Source organism: Alphaproteobacteria bacterium (assembly GCA_023898725.1).
GTDB lineage: Bacteria > Pseudomonadota > Alphaproteobacteria > JAUHZC01 > JAUHZC01.
This window is the reverse complement of sequence record CP060236.1, coordinates 969,202-986,575: the sequence shown is the minus strand read 5'-3', so window position 1 is coordinate 986,575 and position 17,374 is coordinate 969,202. Positions and strand designations below refer to the sequence as shown.

The window sequence follows — 17,374 nt, the reverse complement described above, 5'->3', positions numbered from 1 at the left end:
CTAACCGGTAATACGAAGGCCTGTTGAGCCAAAACCAGCAGATCCCCTTTCTGTATCATTTTCAAGAGAGTCCTGGAGGTGCCAGTTCACGCTTGCGTGAGGGGAAACAATCATTTGTGCTATACGCATTCCATGCTCGACTATAAAGGTAGCATCACCATGATTGATGAGAATAACCTTGATTTCACCGCGATAATCTGCATCGATTGTTCCTGGACTATTCAGAACAACCACGCCGTTGCGTGCGGCTAATCCTGAACGCGAGCGTATTTGTGCTTCATAGCCTGGCGGAAGTGCCATACAAAATCCTGCAGGAATCACGGCTGATTTTCCAGTAGCAATTACAATAGGAACTTCAATTGCAGCAAATAAATCCATACCGGCACTTTGCGGTGTTGCATAAGAAGGCAGCGGGAGGTTTCGGCCATGTTCCAATTTTTCAATGGTTACAGATGTTGACATACCGTTTTTTCTTTCATGAATCTTCCTCCTGTTTTACTCCAGTCTAGCGGCAAATCAACCCTTGATTCGTTCTGATGGAAGGTTTCCCTTTTTTAGCTGAAAACGATGGAGGATTAAAAATCCAATAATAGCAATACTCGCAGCAAATGTTCCGACAACAAACGGTGCAAAAGTTCCATAGCTATGGGCACATTCACCTGCCAAGGCATTGCTCGCATAAAGGGTTAGTCCTGTACTTAAAGCAATTAATGAAAAACCAGTACCGCGGGCATGTGCCGGAAGAAGATCAGAAATAGTAGCTTTCAATGTACTGTGAGTCATCGCCATTTCAACACCAATCAGCATAATACCAATCCCCATAGACTCAGGAGTATTTGCATAAATAATGATAAGATTGGCTGTTATCAGGACTATTAAACCCATAATGGCCATACGTATTTTTCCAATACGATCAGCAAGAATGCCTGCAGGATAAGCACAAACCGCATGCACACAGTTGATAATGCCAAATATGTAAGGAAGCCAATTTTTGGTCCACCCAATGTCGCGGGCACGATACAAAACAAAGCTTTCACTAAAACGGGCGAACATCAAAATATTTAGAAGTGCCAGTGTAACCCAATAAAGGGTTGGCATTGTAAAAAAAGAGGTAAACGCAAATGGTTTAGATTGGGACTTATTTACCAAAGCGCTGTTAGGCGAGGGGGTGCGCACCATAGTGAATAAAACGACTAAAGAAAGAGCAGCAGGAAGTGTAGCACATGCAAAGATTAGGCGATAATTGTTACTCGTATGTGCAAGCATAGAAGAAGCTATAACCGCCCCACATACAGCACCCAGGCTCATTAACGACTGGCGTAGTCCGTAACTTTGACCGCGCATCGGTTGTGAGGAAAGATCTGCAATAATGGCATCGGCAGGTGCCGCCCGTATTCCTTTACTTAAGCGATCAATAAAACGTGCCATAAAAACCCCACCTATCCCTGTGGCGCAGGCAAATAATAACTTTGCCGCAGACGTTAGGGCAGTTCCCATAGCAAGAATGCCAATACGGGATCGGAAAATATCAGAAACAATCCCTGAAAAAAACTTCATAAAAAATGCGGTAAAACTTGCAATACCCTCAAGGTTACCAACCTGACGTAGATTTGCTCCAAGTTCATCCGTTAGAAACATCGGGAGAATTGAAAAAACCATAAACGATGACATAGTCCACAAAAAAGCCATCAAGGAAACACCCCATAGCTGAAGACGGACGTTCTTAGGGTGTGTGACGGCTTTTGCCTGTACTGCGTTCAGTGACATGTTTGGAGATCTGTTTTTCTTTTTATAGGGCACCTTTTAACTCAGAAAAAGGGCTTTTACCATGGCCAGGCGTAAAGGAAAACAAGAGCTTTCCAAGCAAATAAATGCCGTTTGATGTAACCGTGAATGAAAGAGTTTTACCTGGAATTGTGATTGCAAGAATTTTTACAGCAGCAGCCCAGGCATTAAGCGTACCCTGGCTAATGTTAGGATGATCGTGCAAGCAATCTAATGCCTTAGAAAAAGATTCAATAGATATATTTGCTTGGATATATCTATTGCCGCTTTTATCCAAAAGAATGCGCGCAGAAGCAGCTAACTCTGAGGCTTTCCAGCGCACTGTAAGTGTTGGGATAGTGATTGTCTCATGCATAAAGGCATTCAGTGCCTCGTTATAGGGAAGAACAAAAGTGCCTTCAATAGTATCTATATCATGATTTTGATTCCCCGAAAGAAACAGCTTGTCTGCGGAAAAATGCACACGTGATGTCATCCCGGACTCACTGCGGCGGCGGGCCCGTACATTGTAAGCTGTATACGCATAGAGGCTTTTAGTGCTTAGAAACTCAAGCTTTAAGCGCTCAGCAAAAAAACGATCAACGAGAGGATCATGGTCAACGCGAGAAAGAGTCACACGCGAGTTTTGAAGCTGGGCTTTAGTTTTCAGCCCGGGGGTCATTATCTCACAAACAACCTTTTCTGGATTGGTAACTGTGACATTTTGCCCCTTCCACCAGTTCAACATAAAGCGCGTGGGCTGAGAAGCAACAAGCGAAAAGTTTGGAAGCTTCGCGGATTTTGGCGTTAAAGCTAAGTGGGAAACTGTCACATATGGACGGAAAAGATAGTGTCCCACGTGGGTATCGCCCATGCTTACGCGAAGACCTCTTTTTTTTCCCTTCATAAGAGCAAGTGTTACAATTGCAGGGGTTTTTTGGGTAAAATACACATGTCCAAAACCGTAAATGACAGCCACGAGGCCAAGCACGTAAAGAATTTTTTTTATCATTCGTATTTCTTCCTAGCAGTTAAGGGACTATTCTGTGCGTTAATAGCGGAGTGAAGCGTTGCAAGAAATGACTCTTTTGTCATCCCCGGTTGAATAGGGTCTTGAAAGATGACTGAAATACAACCAGGTTTCTTGATAATAGCGCGTCGGCCCCAGTATCTTCCCGAATCCAATGTTACAGGTATTACAGGATATTTCAAGCGTGCATAGAGGAGCCACACACCTGATTGAAGCGCGGGAGAGTCACCGTGATTTACTCGTGTTCCCTCGGGAAAAATAATAACAGGACGTCCCTCGTGTAAGCGTTCATTGGCTTGTGCAATAAAAGACCCTATAATATTATGCTTTTTTTTTCGATTAATAAGAATTGCTTTAAAGCGTCGTATATACAACCCCAAAATGGGAAAAAAGATTAGCTCACGCTTGGTAACAATGGCAGGAAAGGAAATAATTCGAGGGAAAATCATAGTATCCCATGCTGACTCATGCTTGATAGCGTAAATGCAGGGTTTATTTGCGATATTTTCTTGACCCAGAATTTTATAGTCTAATCCCATCACATACTTACATATGATATGAAAAATATCCGCACACAAAGCGGGAACAAAGGAGATATAACGCATCGGAAAAAGTAAGAGAGGCGTGAGTATGAGTAACATACTGAGGCTTACCGAATATAGGGTAAAATCAAAAATAATTGATCGAAAAACACGAAAAAATGTCATTAGAAGGCGAATGAAGGCTTTTCTGGTAAAAATCGAACCACAAGATACTTTAAATATTCGCGCATGAGAAGACGAAAAATGCCTCGCGACCAAACATGTTTTCCGTGCATGGCTCTTGGAACAACATTATGGGGAATTATCCGATAGGCTGAAGGTAGCACACGTTGAAATTCAATAAGGCTACGGGGCATGTGATAGCCCGCCGTAATAAGACGAAGTGAACGAATGTTGTTTTGCCTCAACCACACATATGTTTCCTCCGCATTTTGTCGTGTATTTTCCGCATTCAATCCAACAAAAACACGGGTGTAAATATCCGCATTTTGTGCCCGACTACGCAAGAGTCTTTTGACATCAAGCTGTTGGTAAACTCCCGAAATAAAAAGCTTCTCCCCATACTTTGCACGTAAAAGACCAAATCCAATCTCAATACGATCGGCACCCCCTGTGAGAACCACCAAGGCTTCTGTATGTTGATTGTCGTATTTCCCTGGGGTTTGGACATGATGTGCGAACCAGGCAAATCCCCCGATAAAGAGGATTACCCCCATTAGTATAAAAGTTTTTATAATAAACTTAAGCACATTTAGCCTGCTCATCGCGCCTGATATAGGTTTTCCCATGCGCCAACTGTACGTGAAAAAAATATGATCAAAAAGAAGATTTTTTTTTAAGCCTCAGAAACCCATGTATTACCCCATGCATCACGAAGACGGCCACAACACTGAAATATGATGTGATTTAGACGACTGATACTCGGGAACCTCAACCAAGCCATCCGGTGTATGCCTTGCTTCGTCAAGATTTAAGCCAGCAATAACCATTGCAGCAGAGCTGTATCCTTTCGTGCATCCAGAAGAACAAGAGCGTAAAGAAGCATCAAGATTAATATTCTTAGACTCACGACTAAGCAGAGCATCGATCAATGCGCGTGAAAACCAGATCAGATCATCGGAAGAAAGGCTTCCCGTTCTTGCTGTAGTCAAAGATTGCTGCTCATCGTCTGATAAAGCCTGCCTAGAAGCCTTACAGGTTTCGAGCAAAGATGTGGCTAAACCAAAGCCCAAGAAAATGGTATATATCCGCATTCATAAAAAAATTAATTAACTCTTACTTCAGAATAATAGAATTTAGCTAGCAAAACGTTAAAAGATGGTCATATGATCAGATAATACTTGAGAAAACGTTGAGAAAGATTGTCTTGCACCTAAACACTAGGAAGACTAGGCTAGGTCAAAAAGAGATTTTTTGAAAAACGATGGATATGCGTAAAGAAACCTGGTCCCTTGTTACGATCATTCCTCAAACAGGTTGGAACATAGAGGCAATAACGGCACACTGCGAGTCCCAAAATGCCTGGGATCTTGCAGACCACCTGCAGATAATCAGCGGGGGTGATATTCATAAATTACAAGCTATTTTTTTCTCTACCCTGGATAGTCATTGTACTCACACGATTGCTAAGGCGCGTGGGGAGGAGGCTTGGGGAATTACAGCAACTATGGAAAAGTTGTTATGTTCCCGCTATATGCTCATGAGCTCCCACCCTAAGTGCTTTGAGGAGACCTATCGTGATCTTTCCCGCCCACAAAATGTTATCCAGAGTATGCGTATCTTAAACCAAACTACGGATTCTTTCTGGCGCTTTTGTGGCGATCGCAGTACAGACATGAATTACTATACAAAACGAGGAGTTTTAGCCTCTGTTCTGGGGGCTACAACATATGCCTGGATGAAAGGGATGCGCAATGATCAAGAAATCGCCCAGGAGGTTTCTAAAAATTTGGGTTATGCTCTCGCGTTAGGTAAAATAAAAAAACAAACGGGGAAGTACTTTGCTTCTTTGATTGTTAGGGGGAAAACAAAGATTTTCAATTTTTTTTGATACCCATTTGTGTTAGTGGGTTTTATTGTTATGTGCTTTCATGTAGATCACATATGCTTCATTTTAGGAGAACAACAACCAATGCTCCCTCTTGGCCATGCCAATGCGTCCCCCCAACCATTCATTCACCTTATGGTTCACAGTTCATTTTCCTTAGCAGAAGGTGCTATTCATCCGAGTGACCTTATTGACTGGTGTGTCACGAATGCTATGCCGGCAGTGGGTTTGGGAGACACTGGAAACCTTTTTGGAGTTTTCCAGTTTTCGCAAAAAGCCATCAAAAAAGGCATTCAACCCATCATTGGATGCAAGTTACCATTACACATCCCGGCCGGAACATTAACGCCTCCCTCGCGGACTCTTAATGGCCATGTATTTTTTCTCTGTAAAAATGAGGCAGGCTATCGAAATTTAACGAAACTTTCTAGCCTTCATTATAGACGTAACTATGAAACACAAGAGGGCACTTTACTTCTTGATGACCTTGTAACACATGCAGAAGGCCTGATCGTTCTTCCAAGCGGAGATGGGGGAATTCTTAATGAAGCAACCCAGAGTCAAACAAGTGCTTACCTAAGAATATTGGGAGAAAAACTTCTTAGTATTTATGATGATAATATATACATAAACATTGAGCGGCATGGTTTTGAGTATGAAACAATATCAGAGCCTTCACTTTTGAATCTTGCTGGTGAACTTGCCATTCCTCTTGTGGCAACGAATGAGTCGTTTTTTATCAATCCCAATCAGCAAGAAGCCCACGATGCTTTGCTTTGTATTGCTGACGGGCGCTATGTTAGTGAACGGGATCGGCGCACATCCCATCCTTCATTTTCCCTTAAATCAGCGTCAGAAATGGCTGCGCTTTTTGCAGATCTTCCAGAGGCAATCACACACACTATTACAATCGCTAAGCGATGCGGATTTGCTGTTATGCCGCACGATCCAATGTTACCTCCATTTCCCTGTGAGCGCTCTGAACAGGAGGAGCTGCGTCAGCAAGCGCTAAAAGGACTGGATATTCGCTTAAAGCAGCAGGTTTTTACCTCACATATGACTGGGTCTGAACAATCAGAACGGCGCAAACTTTACGAAGACAGACTTTTGTTTGAATTGAACGTAATTAATACTATGGGGTTTCCTGGTTATTTTTTGATTGTTGCTGATTTTATTACATGGGCAAAAACACAAGGAATTCCTGTTGGACCGGGTCGTGGATCCGGAGCAGGGTCTGTGGTTGCATGGGCACTAACCATTACTGATCCAGATCCTATTCGCTTTTCTCTTCTTTTTGAACGTTTTTTGAATCCCGAGCGCGTTTCGCTGCCGGACTTTGATATTGACTTTTGCCAAGAACGTCGGGATGAAGTCATTAACTACGTGAGACAAAAATATGGTTCCGATCGTGTGGCGCAAATCATCACGTTTGGTAAGTTGCAAGCCAGAGCTGTTGTGCGTGATGTAGGGCGTGTTTTGCAGATGCCTTATGGTCAGGTAGATCGCTTAAGCAAATTAATCCCGAACAATCCAGCACAACCTGTTACGCTTAAAGAAGCAATTGCCCAAGAACCAAAGCTTCGCGAAGAAATTGAAAATGACGAAACTGTTGGGCAACTAATGAAAATTGGCCAACAACTTGAGGGACTCTACCGTCATGCCTCCACCCATGCAGCCGGTGTTGTGATTGGAGGAAAGCCCTTGGATGAAGTTGTGGGAATCTACTACGATCCCAAAACAGGTACACCTGCTACCCAATTTAGTATGAAAGATGTGGAATCAATAGGACTATTGAAGTTTGACTTCTTAGGATTAAAAACACTTACAGTTCTTAAAGAGTCTGTAGGTCTAGTTGCTTTTCGAGGGATGACGGTCGATCTTGAACACTTGCCCCTGGATGACACACGTACGTATAAACTCCTTCAAGCCATGGAAACAATTGGCGTTTTTCAGCTAGAAGGTGCAGGAATGCGCGAAACATTAGGGCAGGTAAAGCCTGATCGCATTGAAGATATTATCGCGATTATTTCTTTGTATCGCCCCGGACCAATGGATAATATTCCCAAGTACGTAGCGTGTAAACATGGGAGAGAAAAACCTGATTATTTACACCCTATGCTGTCTCATATTCTGAAAGAAACATTTGGGGTTATTATCTATCAGGAACAAGTAATGGAAATTGCTAAGGTACTTTCTGGATATACCTTAGGAGGGGCAGATTTGTTGCGTCGTGCGATGGGGAAAAAAATCAAGTCCGAAATGGATACCCAGCGTCAGTTATTTGTAGATGGGGCAAAAAACAATGGTGTTCCTCAAGCACAATCTTCTGCAATTTTTGATCAGGTGGCAAAATTTGCTGGTTATGGATTTAATAAGTCACATGCTACTGCTTATGCCCTTATTGCTTATCAAACAGCTTATATGAAGGCTAATTATCCGGTTGAGTTTATGGCAGCAACCATGACCCATGATATGCACAATACGGATAAGCTTGCCAATTACCGTCAGGAGCTTTCGCGGTTGGGTGTTGGTCTTTCATGCCCTGACGTAAACACGTCTTATGTACACTTTGGTGTGGGTGGGGACACAAAGGAGAACCCCACATATGTTCGCTATGCGTTAGCGGCAGTGAAAAATGTTGGCGCTTCTGCCATGCAGGCGCTTGTTAGTGAACGCCGTAAAAATGGGAAATACAAGTCTTTAGCAGATTTTTGCGCACGCGTTGATGCGCGACAAATCAACAAGCGCCAGTTAGAGAGCCTTATTCTTGCTGGGGGTTTTGATAGTTTACATCCCAACCGACATGAGCTGATCATGAACGCTGATCGTCTCCTCGCGCACATTCAAGCAGAAACACAGTTCCGTGAAAGCCCTCAACAGGCCTTATTTGAGGGTAGGGGTGTTTCTCAATCCACATTACAGCTTGTGTCTTATCCCAGCTGGTCAAACGCGGAGAAACTTAAGCATGAAATGATAGCCCTTGGGTTTTATCTTTCTAGCCATCCTCTTGAAGAATTTGCAGGAGAACTGAAAAAACATGGGGTCATTACGTATGCGATGCTTGTCACGAAAATGGCTCTTCAAAAAGAAGGATCTTTCCGTCTAGCAGGGGTTTTATCAGGCAAAAAAGAGCGCTTATCCAAGCGTGGTAATCGTTTTGCATTTACTCAGTTTTCCGATGAATCGGGGAGTTTTGAGACTACTTTATTTGCGGAAAATCTCGAAGCTATTCGAGAAGACCTGATCCCCGGTCATATATTTGTAGTTGATGTAACTGCATCAGTGATTGATGAGCAAATACGCCTTACTACAAAAGGGATTCGCCCGTTTGAGAGCTTATTTCAGTCCACACGAGAGGTGCTTACGTTGCGATGTTCCCATAGGGAAAGCCTTTTGCATATTAGCGCTACTCTTTCCGGGTGTAAGGCAGGAAAAACGCAGATTATCATCCATGTTTTTGCCGGAGATCACATCACTGTCGTTCAGCTTCCTGGGGGATATACATTAGACACGAATGCTCTTAGTAGTCTCGCTCGCCATGAAGTATCAGAAACAACCGCAACTTAACTTGCATTTCATTTGCGGATTTGGATAGAAAGTGTAGATTAGAAAAAAAACGAAAGAGGCAGGGGTAATCAATGAAATCCACCATCAAGCGTATTGGTCTGATTACAAGTGGAGGAGATTGCCCTGGCTTGAATGCCCTCATTCGTACAGTAGTACAGTCGGCCGCCCAGAAGAATATTGATGTGATAGGATTGCCCCATGGAATCCCTGGCCTTATTCAGGATCATCCTCAGGCATTGGCTCTTGATGCATCGTATGCTTCTGCACAAATGATCCAACGAGGGGGATCGCGCCTTGGTGGTTTTATCCGTAAGATATATGCCCCTTTGGATGCACTTACAGAACAAGAGATAGCAGAACGCGTGGTCTCTTCACTCAAAGTTCTTGGTATTGATGGACTGATTGCAACGGGGGGAGATGGAAGCTTTGCGATTATATCGGGTATTCTTCAGCACACGGATGTGCCGTTTGTCGGCATTCCCAAAACAATCGATAATGACGTCCCCGGAACAGTTTATGCTTTGGGTTTCCAATCGGCTGTTTCCAATGCCGCAGATGCGCTGATGAAGGTTGCAGATACCGCAGAAACACACCAACGTATTATCGTTGTTGAAACTATGGGGCGTGAGGCTGGTTTTTTACCCCTACATGCGGGGCTGGCTGCTGGAGCCGATGCCATTCTTTTACCCGAAATTCCCTATGATGCGAACGACTTCATTACGCACATCCGAACGATTTATGCAGCACAAAAATATGCTGTCGTGGTGGTCAGTGAGTCGGCTAAACTGCCTGCGGGAGAGGTTTCATCTATTAATACACCGGACGGGCAGGCGCGTTTTGGCGGCAGTGGAGAAAAATTCGCCCATTATATTCATGCCTGCACGGGAATTAATACCCGCCACTGTGTCTTAGGACACATCCAACGAGGAGGGGCACCGAATGCTTTTGATTCCGTACTTGCTGCATCCTTTGGCACGCAAGCGGTAAAGTCACTTTGTGTGCACCAAAAAAATGTGTTTGTTTCGTGGAATGGATACAGCGTTGATGTCAAAGACTTTACAAGTATCACAGGTCAGATTAAACGTGTTCTCCCCACAACGTTGGAACTTCGTGCGGCGAATTCTCTTGGCATTTACTGTGGTACAACCATCGAATCAACTGCACAAGAACGATGAATGATGAGAGCCAGGATATTATGTATTCAGGAGACCGTGTATTAATGTATAGCTTGCTATGAGCACAAAATCTTCGCAAAAAATTACGTTTGTTATCCACGCCCTGCAAATGGGAGGTGCTGAGCGTGTGTTGACATTTTTGGCGAATTCTTTAGTCGAGCGTGGCTATGATGTTAGCATTATAACCCTGGACTCATCAGAGCGTGGCTCGTATTTTCCTATAAAGCCAGGCGTTGATGTTACATACCTTAATGTTCTAACAGCCGGTGCGGGAATTGTTAGGCGTTTCTATTCTATTATTCAGCGTTTGTGGATGTTGCGGCGGACACTCAAGCACCACAAGTCAGGCGTAGTGGTTGCGTTTGTCGATATCACCAATATAACAACCCTTTTAGCATCCGTGGGTTTGGGGATTCCCGTGTTGGTAGCCGAACGATCTGATCCTTTTACGCATGTTATTCCTTGTTTTATGAAGATTATGCGTCAAATTACCTATCATTGGGCACATTATGTTGTTACGCAAACGCAAGGAGCGCGTACCTATTTTCAATGGCTTCCTTGTGAAAAAGTGGTTGTGATTCCTAATCCGGTTCCACAGGATAGTCCTCCTCTTTTTGAGGTGCGTACTTGTCAAAAAATTATTTCTGTAGGGCGATTAGTGCCAAGTAAAAACCACGGACTTCTCATACATGCCTTTGCGGCTGTGGCAAAAACGCATCCTACCCTTACGCTTACACTTTATGGAGAGGGGGCAGAGCGCAAAAATCTTGAAAGCATCATCGCAGCGCACAATCTTACGACGCGCGTACATCTTCCCGGAGCTGTATCCCAGGTCAAAAGATACATGCGCAAGGCAGATCTTTTCATTTTCCCATCGGCGTATGAAGGTTTTCCCAATGCGCTGGCCGAAGCAATGGCCGCTGGGGTTCCCGTGATTGCCTCCAAATGTTCAGGCAATACAGATCTCGTGGTTCATGAAAAAACGGGTATCTTGGTTGAAGTAAACTCCCAGGAACAGCTAACCGCAGCTATCATAGCCTTGGCGCAAGATCACGAGAAACGTCAATGTCTTGCCCTGGGTGCGTATTATGCACTGGGTGCGTTTAGACCTGATGTCGTTGTTCAACAATGGGAAGCACTGATTCACAAGGTGCTTACTGGTAAAGCACTGGTTGATTCACCGTAGCACTCAATATTTTAAATTCACATGGTTTACACGATGTGCTATTAATGAATAATTCTCATAGGGAGGTTGTGTAGGTGGTATGACTCTTGCATCAATGAGCGTAACAAAAAGCTGGTTTACAAAAAGGTGGTTTTCTGATTTTTCCTCAACGGCTTCTTCTGAGGAGCGCACACACCGACTGTGGCTGTTTTTTCTAGGATACGCGGTAACACTCGTATTGATCCGCTTCTTCATCATTTTCATATATGGGCCTCAAGCTATTGGGCATGAGGTCACTCGCATGGTCCAGAGTCTTTATCCCACCTGGGATTATACGGCGATTGAATGGGGCACAGAAATGGCCCCCCTGGATAAGTATATGTATTATGCCTTAGGAAAAATTTTTGGATTTAATACGCACACGTTTCGTAGTGCCGCGAATATTGGGAGTATCGGCGTCCTTTATGCTCTCTATCTTTTCGGGCGCACAACCCATCAATCCTCTCGGGTGATTGTTATTACCCTTATACTGTATGCGTCACTACCAACTTTTTTTCTCACTTCAGTATTAGCCAAAAAAGAGAATTTTTTTCTGCTTTTTTATATTCTTTATTTGAGGGAATTGTACCGTTTTCTTGTGGAAAATGCCATCAAACGGGTTATGTGGGCCGCGATTTACTTAACGATCAGCGGATTGTTTGCGCCCTATGCCTACTTTACTCTTTATGGTCCGTTTGTTTATGTGTGGGTCCAACGCCAACATTGTGACTTTACCACTGACCGGAAATATGTTCTTGCTGCCCTTACTATTGTTACCCTGGGCATTGTATCCAGTTATTCTGTGCATGATATTTTCAGTTTGTTTCAGGTGCGCCAACCATTTAATTGGAAGGGTTTTTGGTCATTGGTAGAGAGTTTCTATTGGCAAATACTTGCCTTTGGGGGCTGCACGATGATGATTGTGCGTTCGTGCACACAAGGGTCGTTTTCAGATCCTGAAGGGCAGTTTTTCCTGTGGCTTTGTCTTGTTCCTCTTGTAATCGCATTTTCGTGGATTTTTATCGCCTGCGGTTATTATGTTCCGGCCTGCTGTTTGCTTGGAATGTATGCCCCACTTTTTGTTTTTGGGGTTAAAGTTCATGATACCCTTAAGCGCCTTCATTACAGACGCATGATAAGTGTTAATACGGTAATTGTTTCATTTTGTATCATTTTTGTAGCTGAGAAAATGCAAGGATTTTTAAATCTTAGCCCTTTTAACGTGTTAAGGGCCTTTTCTGTCAACGACTCGTCACACCAAAAAAAGAGCACTTACTCCTCACCCAACCTCATGATTCACAAAGGGGATATTTTATTTATTCAATCCCCTTACCAGGGGGATTTTCCCATCCCTAAAGATTTTCGATGTTCACCGGAGCTTACGCTCACAAAACCCCGTAACTTACGAAAGAAGGGCTTTGTTCCCGAACGAATTTTGTATTGTACACGCACAACAAAGGATTGTACCCAATGAGAAACGTACTCTTGACCTTAGTCTGTTTACTTTCAACCATCGAGGCAGGAGGTGGTACTAGTAATAATAATAATACTACTACTGTAGTTTCTATTCATAAAAATTCTATAGATCATATTACAGGTACTGACCACACTGATGATACTTCATCAAGTGACAGACCCGATCCCCCCGCTTCATTTACCCAAGTTGATAATTCTGATGTGTACCAGAAGAATGAGGATGGAAAAATTACAGGTGATTTTAAGTATAATAAGACTTCTACTAAGGGGTCTGATTCTACAATTTATACTCATTCGTATGTTGAGCGCATAAACTATACTCATAATGATAATGACACAGTAACAATGAAAATCCGCGCGGGTAACAATTTCGAAACAAGACCCCTTACGAATAAACAATTTCATACAATTCAAGGGAAGGGATGGTCCCTTACGCAGCGTGAAGCTCTCAAAGACATTCCACAGACACAGATTGATGACTATATACTCATGCCGGAAAATCAACGCACTGCGGTTGCAGCTCTTCCGGCAGAAGAACGCGCTGCTTTCGTGGGTCTTCCGGCAGAAGAACGCGCTGCGGTTACAGCTCTTCCAACAAATCAACGCGCTGCCTACATGGGTCTTTCGGAGGCGGATCGCTTCACGTTTCTAGCCATGCCGGAAAATCAACGCGCTGCCTACATGCTTCTTCCAGATGCGGATCGCTCCAGATTTATAGCCATGCCGGAAGATGAGCGTGCTGCTGTTGCAGCTCTTCCAACAAATCAACACCGTACCTACCTGGGTCTTTCGGTGCCGGATCGCCGCACGTTTCTAGCCATGCCGGAAAATCAACGTCTTGCCTACATGGGTCTTTCGGTGCTGGATCGCCCCAAGTTTCTAGCCCTGCCGGCAGAAGAACGCGCTGCGGTTGCAGCTCTTCCAACACATCAACGTCTTGCCTACCTGGGTCTTTCGGTGCCGGATCGCTCCAGATTTATAGCCATGCCGGAAAAGCAACGCGCTGCCTACATGCTTCTTCCAGATGCGGATCGCTCCAGATTTATAGCCATGCCGGAAGATGAGCGTGCTGCTGTTGCAGCTCTTCCAACAAATCAACACCGTACCTACCTGGGTCTTTCGGTGCCGGATCGCCGCACGTTTATAGCCATGCCGGAAAAGCAACGCGCTGCCTACATAGGTCTTTCGAATCCGGATCGCCCCAAGTTTCTAGCCCTGCCGGAAGATGGACGCGCTGCGGTTGCAGCTCTTCGAACATATGAACGTTCTGACGAGATAAAAAAATGGCAACTAGCAGCTCTTCCAACACATCAACGCGCTGCCTACCTGGGTCTTTCGTGGACGGATCGCCGCACGTTTCTAGCCATGTCGGAAAATCAACGCGTTGCCTACATGGGTCTTTCGAATCCGGATCGCCCCAGGTTTATAGCCATGCCGGAAGATCAACGCCGTGCCTACCTGGGTCTTTCGAATCCGGATCGCCGCACGTTTCTAACCATGCTGCCATATCAACGCGCTGCCTACATGGGTCTTTCGTGGACGGATCGCCCCAGGTTTATAGCCATGCCGGAAGATCAACGCGTTGCCTACATGGGTCTTCCGTGGACGGATCGCCCCAGGTTTATAGCCATGCCGGAAGATCAACGCCGTGCCTACCTGGGTCTTCCGTGGACGGATCGCCGCACGTTTCTAGCCATGCTGCCATATCAACGCGCTGCCTATCTGGGTCTCCCGGCAAATCAACGTCTTGCCTACATGGGTCTTTCGGAGCCGGATCGCCGCACGTTTCTAGCCATGCCGGCAAATCAACGCGTTGCCTACATGGGTCTTTCGGAGCCGGATCGCCGCACGTTTCTAGTCATACCGGAAAATCAACGTTCTGCAGCTACAGATCTTCCAACACATCAACGCGCTGCCTACCTGGGTCTTTCGTGGACGGATCGCCCCAGGTTTATAGCCATGCCGGAAGATCAACGCGTTGCCTACATGGGTCTTTCGTGGACGGATCGCCCCAGGTTTATAGCCATGCCGGAAGATCAACGCCGTGCCTACCTGGATCTTTCGGAGCCGGATCGCCGCACGTTTCTAGCCATGCTGCCATATCAACGCGCTGCCTATCTGGGTCTTCCGGAAGATCAACGCCGTGCCTACCTGGATCTTTCGGTGCAGGATACCTACATGTTTTTAGCCATGCCGGCAGATAAACGTGCCGCGGTTACAGCTCTTCCGAAAAACCAACGTTCTGACGAGATAAAAAGATGGCGACTAAGCCAAGGTTTTGGTTATGGTGGAACCAATACAACGGATCCAACGTCACCTGGGAGGGGGCCTTCTGGTTATACTGAAGGAGCGGGTGATTCTCAAGCTGGGGAAAGCTCTAGTAATATTCCTGCAACTCCTCCTACCCAGAATGCTGCCAACACTGGTGGTAGTGGCTCTTCTGGTGGTGGCTCTTCTGGTAGTGGCTCTTCTGGTAGTGGCTCTTCTGGTAGTGGCTCTTCTGGTCCTTCTGGAAGTATATAAGAGGAATTATCCTTCTGTGCCTTCTTTTAGGAGGCACAGATTATTCTTTGCAAAATCAATGAGGCTTTTGGGTTAACTGGTCATAGACAATATTTTACATAATATTTATTATACGCTTTTTTCCATGTAGATAGATTTTTGTGGATCAGAGAATAACGCATTGAGCTGAAGGTGAAATACATTCCACTTCCAAAGGCTCATCTCTTTCTTTGCAAATACGTTTTTAATTTGCTTTATGATCTTGGTAAGCGCTTCTTTTTTTTCTGGCTCTCTCAAAACTGCATTTGCATAAAATGCCTCAAGTCGGGGAAGCACTTGCAAAAGTTTAGGTATGTTTTTTTCACGAACAGCATCGCGCCCTGATTTTTCAAGGGCTTTCATTATTATATATCCTTTCAGATTAATTACTTGTATTTTATTCGTATGTGACTATATATGATTATAAAATATTAGCGTAAATGGATAATATTCATGAAAACAATGCATACACTATCACGATCGTTTCTCCTCTCCTCTTTAGTAATCAGCACTCTTTGTGCCTCATCGGATCCTTCGCTCGAGGCAGCGGCAGCACCCGCCGGACCAGCAAGAACCCCACAAGAAAAAGCTGCTCGCTTAAGAAAAATCGACTGTATTCTGGCCCTCTCCAGTCCATTCCTCCACCCCGTCATTGTCGATGCGCGGCACCTTCCCAATCCTGGCTCTGCTGCTGAGCGGGGTTTGTTAGATGTAGTAAACTATAGGCGCCTCAGCCTGACCAATTCCTTTTCAGCTTTTGCGCCGGGACATGAAACATTACTAGCGAGAGCAAGTGAGCTACGCATGACCATCAGAACCCAAGAAGACTTAGAAAGGGCCCTGAATGGTCTTTCCGCCATGGAACCTGGGGGAGCTCTTGATACAATTAACATTGATTTAGAGATAGCCTACCCTGGCATGGTGTTACCTGGTGGTATCACCTGCGAAAATATTGCTCGGATTTTAGACAGCAATCTCTTTAATTCTGTAAGAAATGTAAACGTAGAGGCTTATTGGATCCTGCATGATAGAAGAGAGGGAAATCCTATCGCGATACGTTCCTCCAATCAAAAAACGAGCATAAAAATTGATAGACGGAGCGGTCTTTTACCAACTCTTAATCGTGCGTGTGAAGAGGGTGGCTCTCTTCATGGACGGAACCTATCATTCAAATTCTCAGATTTTATGGGGGAATTCCGCGATGTGCGAGGTTACGGAATAATACCCGGAATTTTTGATGGGGCCTTCGGAAGGCAGATATCCTCTCTCGATATCTCGCGACATCATCTGAGCGCATCTTTGAGACTCGATCCTATCGCCGTAACACAATTTCTTGAGGCATTGAAGGGCCTTACAAACTTACGAAAATTAAACCTTAACTATTGTTCCCTTGGCAATACATGCTTTCAAGGAATTTTAGGGTTACCTATTATGAGTACCCTGGAAGTATTGGATATGGAGGGTAACAATCTTTCGTCTGAAGGAATAACAAGTCTTGTGGGTGCAAACCCCTTGCCTTCTTTACAGTCTTTGAATCTTTCTGGTTTTCTTCTAAATACTTCCGTGCGCAATACCCTCACCACTGAGGCTGTAGCGCATCTTTTGTGTCTACTAAACCCTCGTTCCTTAAAGGTCGTGGATCTGTCACGAATGAAGGGGAGTTTTCAGTCATTGGCGACAAGTGATGCTGCACCATACTTACGTACCGTAAAAAAACTTAACCTGAAGGCCTCTGACGTAAGGGATGAGGATGTGCAAGGGATATTCCACACTATGCCCTCTTTAGAAAGCGTGGATTTGGTGAACAATAGAATCGGTGATGATGGAGCCCTAGGGATACTGGCAGCAATAAACGAAAGAAGACTACCTGTGAAATATATAGACCTGTCACGTAACTACGTTAGCCCAGAAATTGCAGAACGTCTCACAGCAACTGTAGAGAGCCTCCAAGAACAAAATCCAGGCCTAGCAATAAATATGAGCTATCAAAGTCCAGTAGCAGCAGCGGCGGGTGGATCTTCTTAAAGA

At 44.6% G+C, this 17,374-nt stretch carries 14 protein-coding genes; 7 read left to right on the top strand and 7 right to left on the bottom strand.

All coding sequences use genetic code 11. The features are described from left to right. The 6 genes from dut to H6849_04535 all read right to left on the bottom strand — a co-directional run bounded on the left by dut (position 1) and on the right by H6849_04535 (position 4,589). The gene (gene dut, locus H6849_04560) at positions 1-462 is read right to left on the bottom strand and encodes a dUTP diphosphatase (protein USO01334.1); all 462 of its coding nucleotides are present in this window, start codon (positions 460-462) and stop codon (positions 1-3) included. A 54-nt stretch (positions 463-516) separates the two neighbouring features. Next, on the bottom strand, positions 517-1,767 hold the full coding sequence (locus H6849_04555) for an MFS transporter (GenBank protein ID USO01333.1): 1,251 nt from the start codon (positions 1,765-1,767) through the stop codon (positions 517-519). Between the two features lie 22 nt (positions 1,768-1,789). Then, positions 1,790-2,776 (bottom strand): hypothetical protein, encoded by a 987-nt coding sequence (locus H6849_04550; protein USO01332.1) that lies wholly within the window; start codon positions 2,774-2,776, stop codon positions 1,790-1,792. Next, entirely contained in the window at positions 2,773-3,435 is a 663-nt protein-coding gene (locus tag H6849_04545) for a 1-acyl-sn-glycerol-3-phosphate acyltransferase (GenBank protein USO01331.1), read from the bottom strand. Before H6849_04545 ends, H6849_04550 begins: the two co-directional genes overlap by 4 nt. A gap of 65 nt (positions 3,436-3,500) precedes the next feature. Next, on the bottom strand, positions 3,501-4,052 hold the full coding sequence (locus tag H6849_04540) for a YdcF family protein (protein ID USO01330.1): 552 nt from the start codon (positions 4,050-4,052) through the stop codon (positions 3,501-3,503). A gap of 153 nt (positions 4,053-4,205) precedes the next feature. Beyond that, positions 4,206-4,589, bottom strand: coding sequence for a hypothetical protein (locus tag H6849_04535; protein ID USO01329.1), 384 nt, complete (start codon positions 4,587-4,589; stop codon positions 4,206-4,208). Between the two features lie 176 nt (positions 4,590-4,765). On the opposite strand from H6849_04535, the gene H6849_04530 reads away from it, so the two are divergent. From H6849_04530 to H6849_04505, 6 genes are all read left to right on the top strand, one after another. Continuing rightward, positions 4,766-5,386, top strand: a complete 621-nt coding sequence (locus H6849_04530; protein USO01328.1) for a hypothetical protein — start codon at positions 4,766-4,768, stop codon at positions 5,384-5,386. A gap of 81 nt (positions 5,387-5,467) precedes the next feature. After that, entirely contained in the window at positions 5,468-8,950 is a 3,483-nt protein-coding gene (dnaE, locus tag H6849_04525; protein ID USO01327.1) for a DNA polymerase III subunit alpha, read from the top strand. 71 nt (positions 8,951-9,021) lie between these two features. Then, the gene (locus tag H6849_04520) at positions 9,022-10,125 is read left to right on the top strand and encodes a 6-phosphofructokinase (protein USO01326.1); all 1,104 of its coding nucleotides are present in this window, start codon (positions 9,022-9,024) and stop codon (positions 10,123-10,125) included. A gap of 58 nt (positions 10,126-10,183) precedes the next feature. Next, on the top strand, positions 10,184-11,311 hold the full coding sequence (locus H6849_04515; GenBank protein ID USO01325.1) for a glycosyltransferase family 4 protein: 1,128 nt from the start codon (positions 10,184-10,186) through the stop codon (positions 11,309-11,311). Between the two features lie 79 nt (positions 11,312-11,390). Then, positions 11,391-12,803, top strand: coding sequence for a glycosyltransferase family 39 protein (locus H6849_04510; GenBank protein ID USO01324.1), 1,413 nt, complete (start codon positions 11,391-11,393; stop codon positions 12,801-12,803). Continuing rightward, positions 12,800-15,328, top strand: a complete 2,529-nt coding sequence (locus tag H6849_04505) for a hypothetical protein (GenBank protein USO01323.1) — start codon at positions 12,800-12,802, stop codon at positions 15,326-15,328. The genes H6849_04510 and H6849_04505 overlap by 4 nt, the downstream gene beginning before the upstream one ends. Positions 15,329-15,436: 108 nt before the next feature. On the opposite strand, the gene H6849_04500 is transcribed toward H6849_04505, so the two are convergent. Continuing rightward, positions 15,437-15,709, bottom strand: a complete 273-nt coding sequence (locus H6849_04500) for a hypothetical protein (GenBank protein USO01322.1) — start codon at positions 15,707-15,709, stop codon at positions 15,437-15,439. Between the two features lie 90 nt (positions 15,710-15,799). On the opposite strand from H6849_04500, the gene H6849_04495 reads away from it, so the two are divergent. Next, positions 15,800-17,371, top strand: coding sequence for a hypothetical protein (locus H6849_04495; protein USO01321.1), 1,572 nt, complete (start codon positions 15,800-15,802; stop codon positions 17,369-17,371). The last annotated feature ends 3 nt before the right edge of the window (positions 17,372-17,374 follow it).

Excerpts from the sequence above, each read along its gene's own strand:
- dut (USO01334.1), bottom strand. The coding sequence starts at position 462 with ATGTCAACATCTGTAACCATTGAAAAATTGGAACATGGCCGAAACCTC.
- H6849_04555 (USO01333.1), bottom strand. The coding sequence starts at position 1,767 with ATGTCACTGAACGCAGTACAGGCAAAAGCCGTCACACACCCTAAGAAC.
- H6849_04550 (USO01332.1), bottom strand. The coding sequence starts at position 2,776 with ATGATAAAAAAAATTCTTTACGTGCTTGGCCTCGTGGCTGTCATTTAC.
- H6849_04545 (USO01331.1), bottom strand. The coding sequence starts at position 3,435 with ATGTTACTCATACTCACGCCTCTCTTACTTTTTCCGATGCGTTATATC.
- H6849_04540 (USO01330.1), bottom strand. The coding sequence starts at position 4,052 with ATGGGGGTAATCCTCTTTATCGGGGGATTTGCCTGGTTCGCACATCAT.
- H6849_04535 (USO01329.1), bottom strand. The coding sequence starts at position 4,589 with ATGCGGATATATACCATTTTCTTGGGCTTTGGTTTAGCCACATCTTTG.
- H6849_04530 (USO01328.1), top strand. The coding sequence starts at position 4,766 with ATGCGTAAAGAAACCTGGTCCCTTGTTACGATCATTCCTCAAACAGGT.
- dnaE (USO01327.1), top strand. The coding sequence starts at position 5,468 with ATGCTCCCTCTTGGCCATGCCAATGCGTCCCCCCAACCATTCATTCAC.
- H6849_04520 (USO01326.1), top strand. The coding sequence starts at position 9,022 with ATGAAATCCACCATCAAGCGTATTGGTCTGATTACAAGTGGAGGAGAT.
- H6849_04515 (USO01325.1), top strand. The coding sequence starts at position 10,184 with ATGAGCACAAAATCTTCGCAAAAAATTACGTTTGTTATCCACGCCCTG.
- H6849_04510 (USO01324.1), top strand. The coding sequence starts at position 11,391 with ATGACTCTTGCATCAATGAGCGTAACAAAAAGCTGGTTTACAAAAAGG.
- H6849_04505 (USO01323.1), top strand. The coding sequence starts at position 12,800 with ATGAGAAACGTACTCTTGACCTTAGTCTGTTTACTTTCAACCATCGAG.
- H6849_04500 (USO01322.1), bottom strand. The coding sequence starts at position 15,709 with ATGAAAGCCCTTGAAAAATCAGGGCGCGATGCTGTTCGTGAAAAAAAC.
- H6849_04495 (USO01321.1), top strand. The coding sequence starts at position 15,800 with ATGAAAACAATGCATACACTATCACGATCGTTTCTCCTCTCCTCTTTA.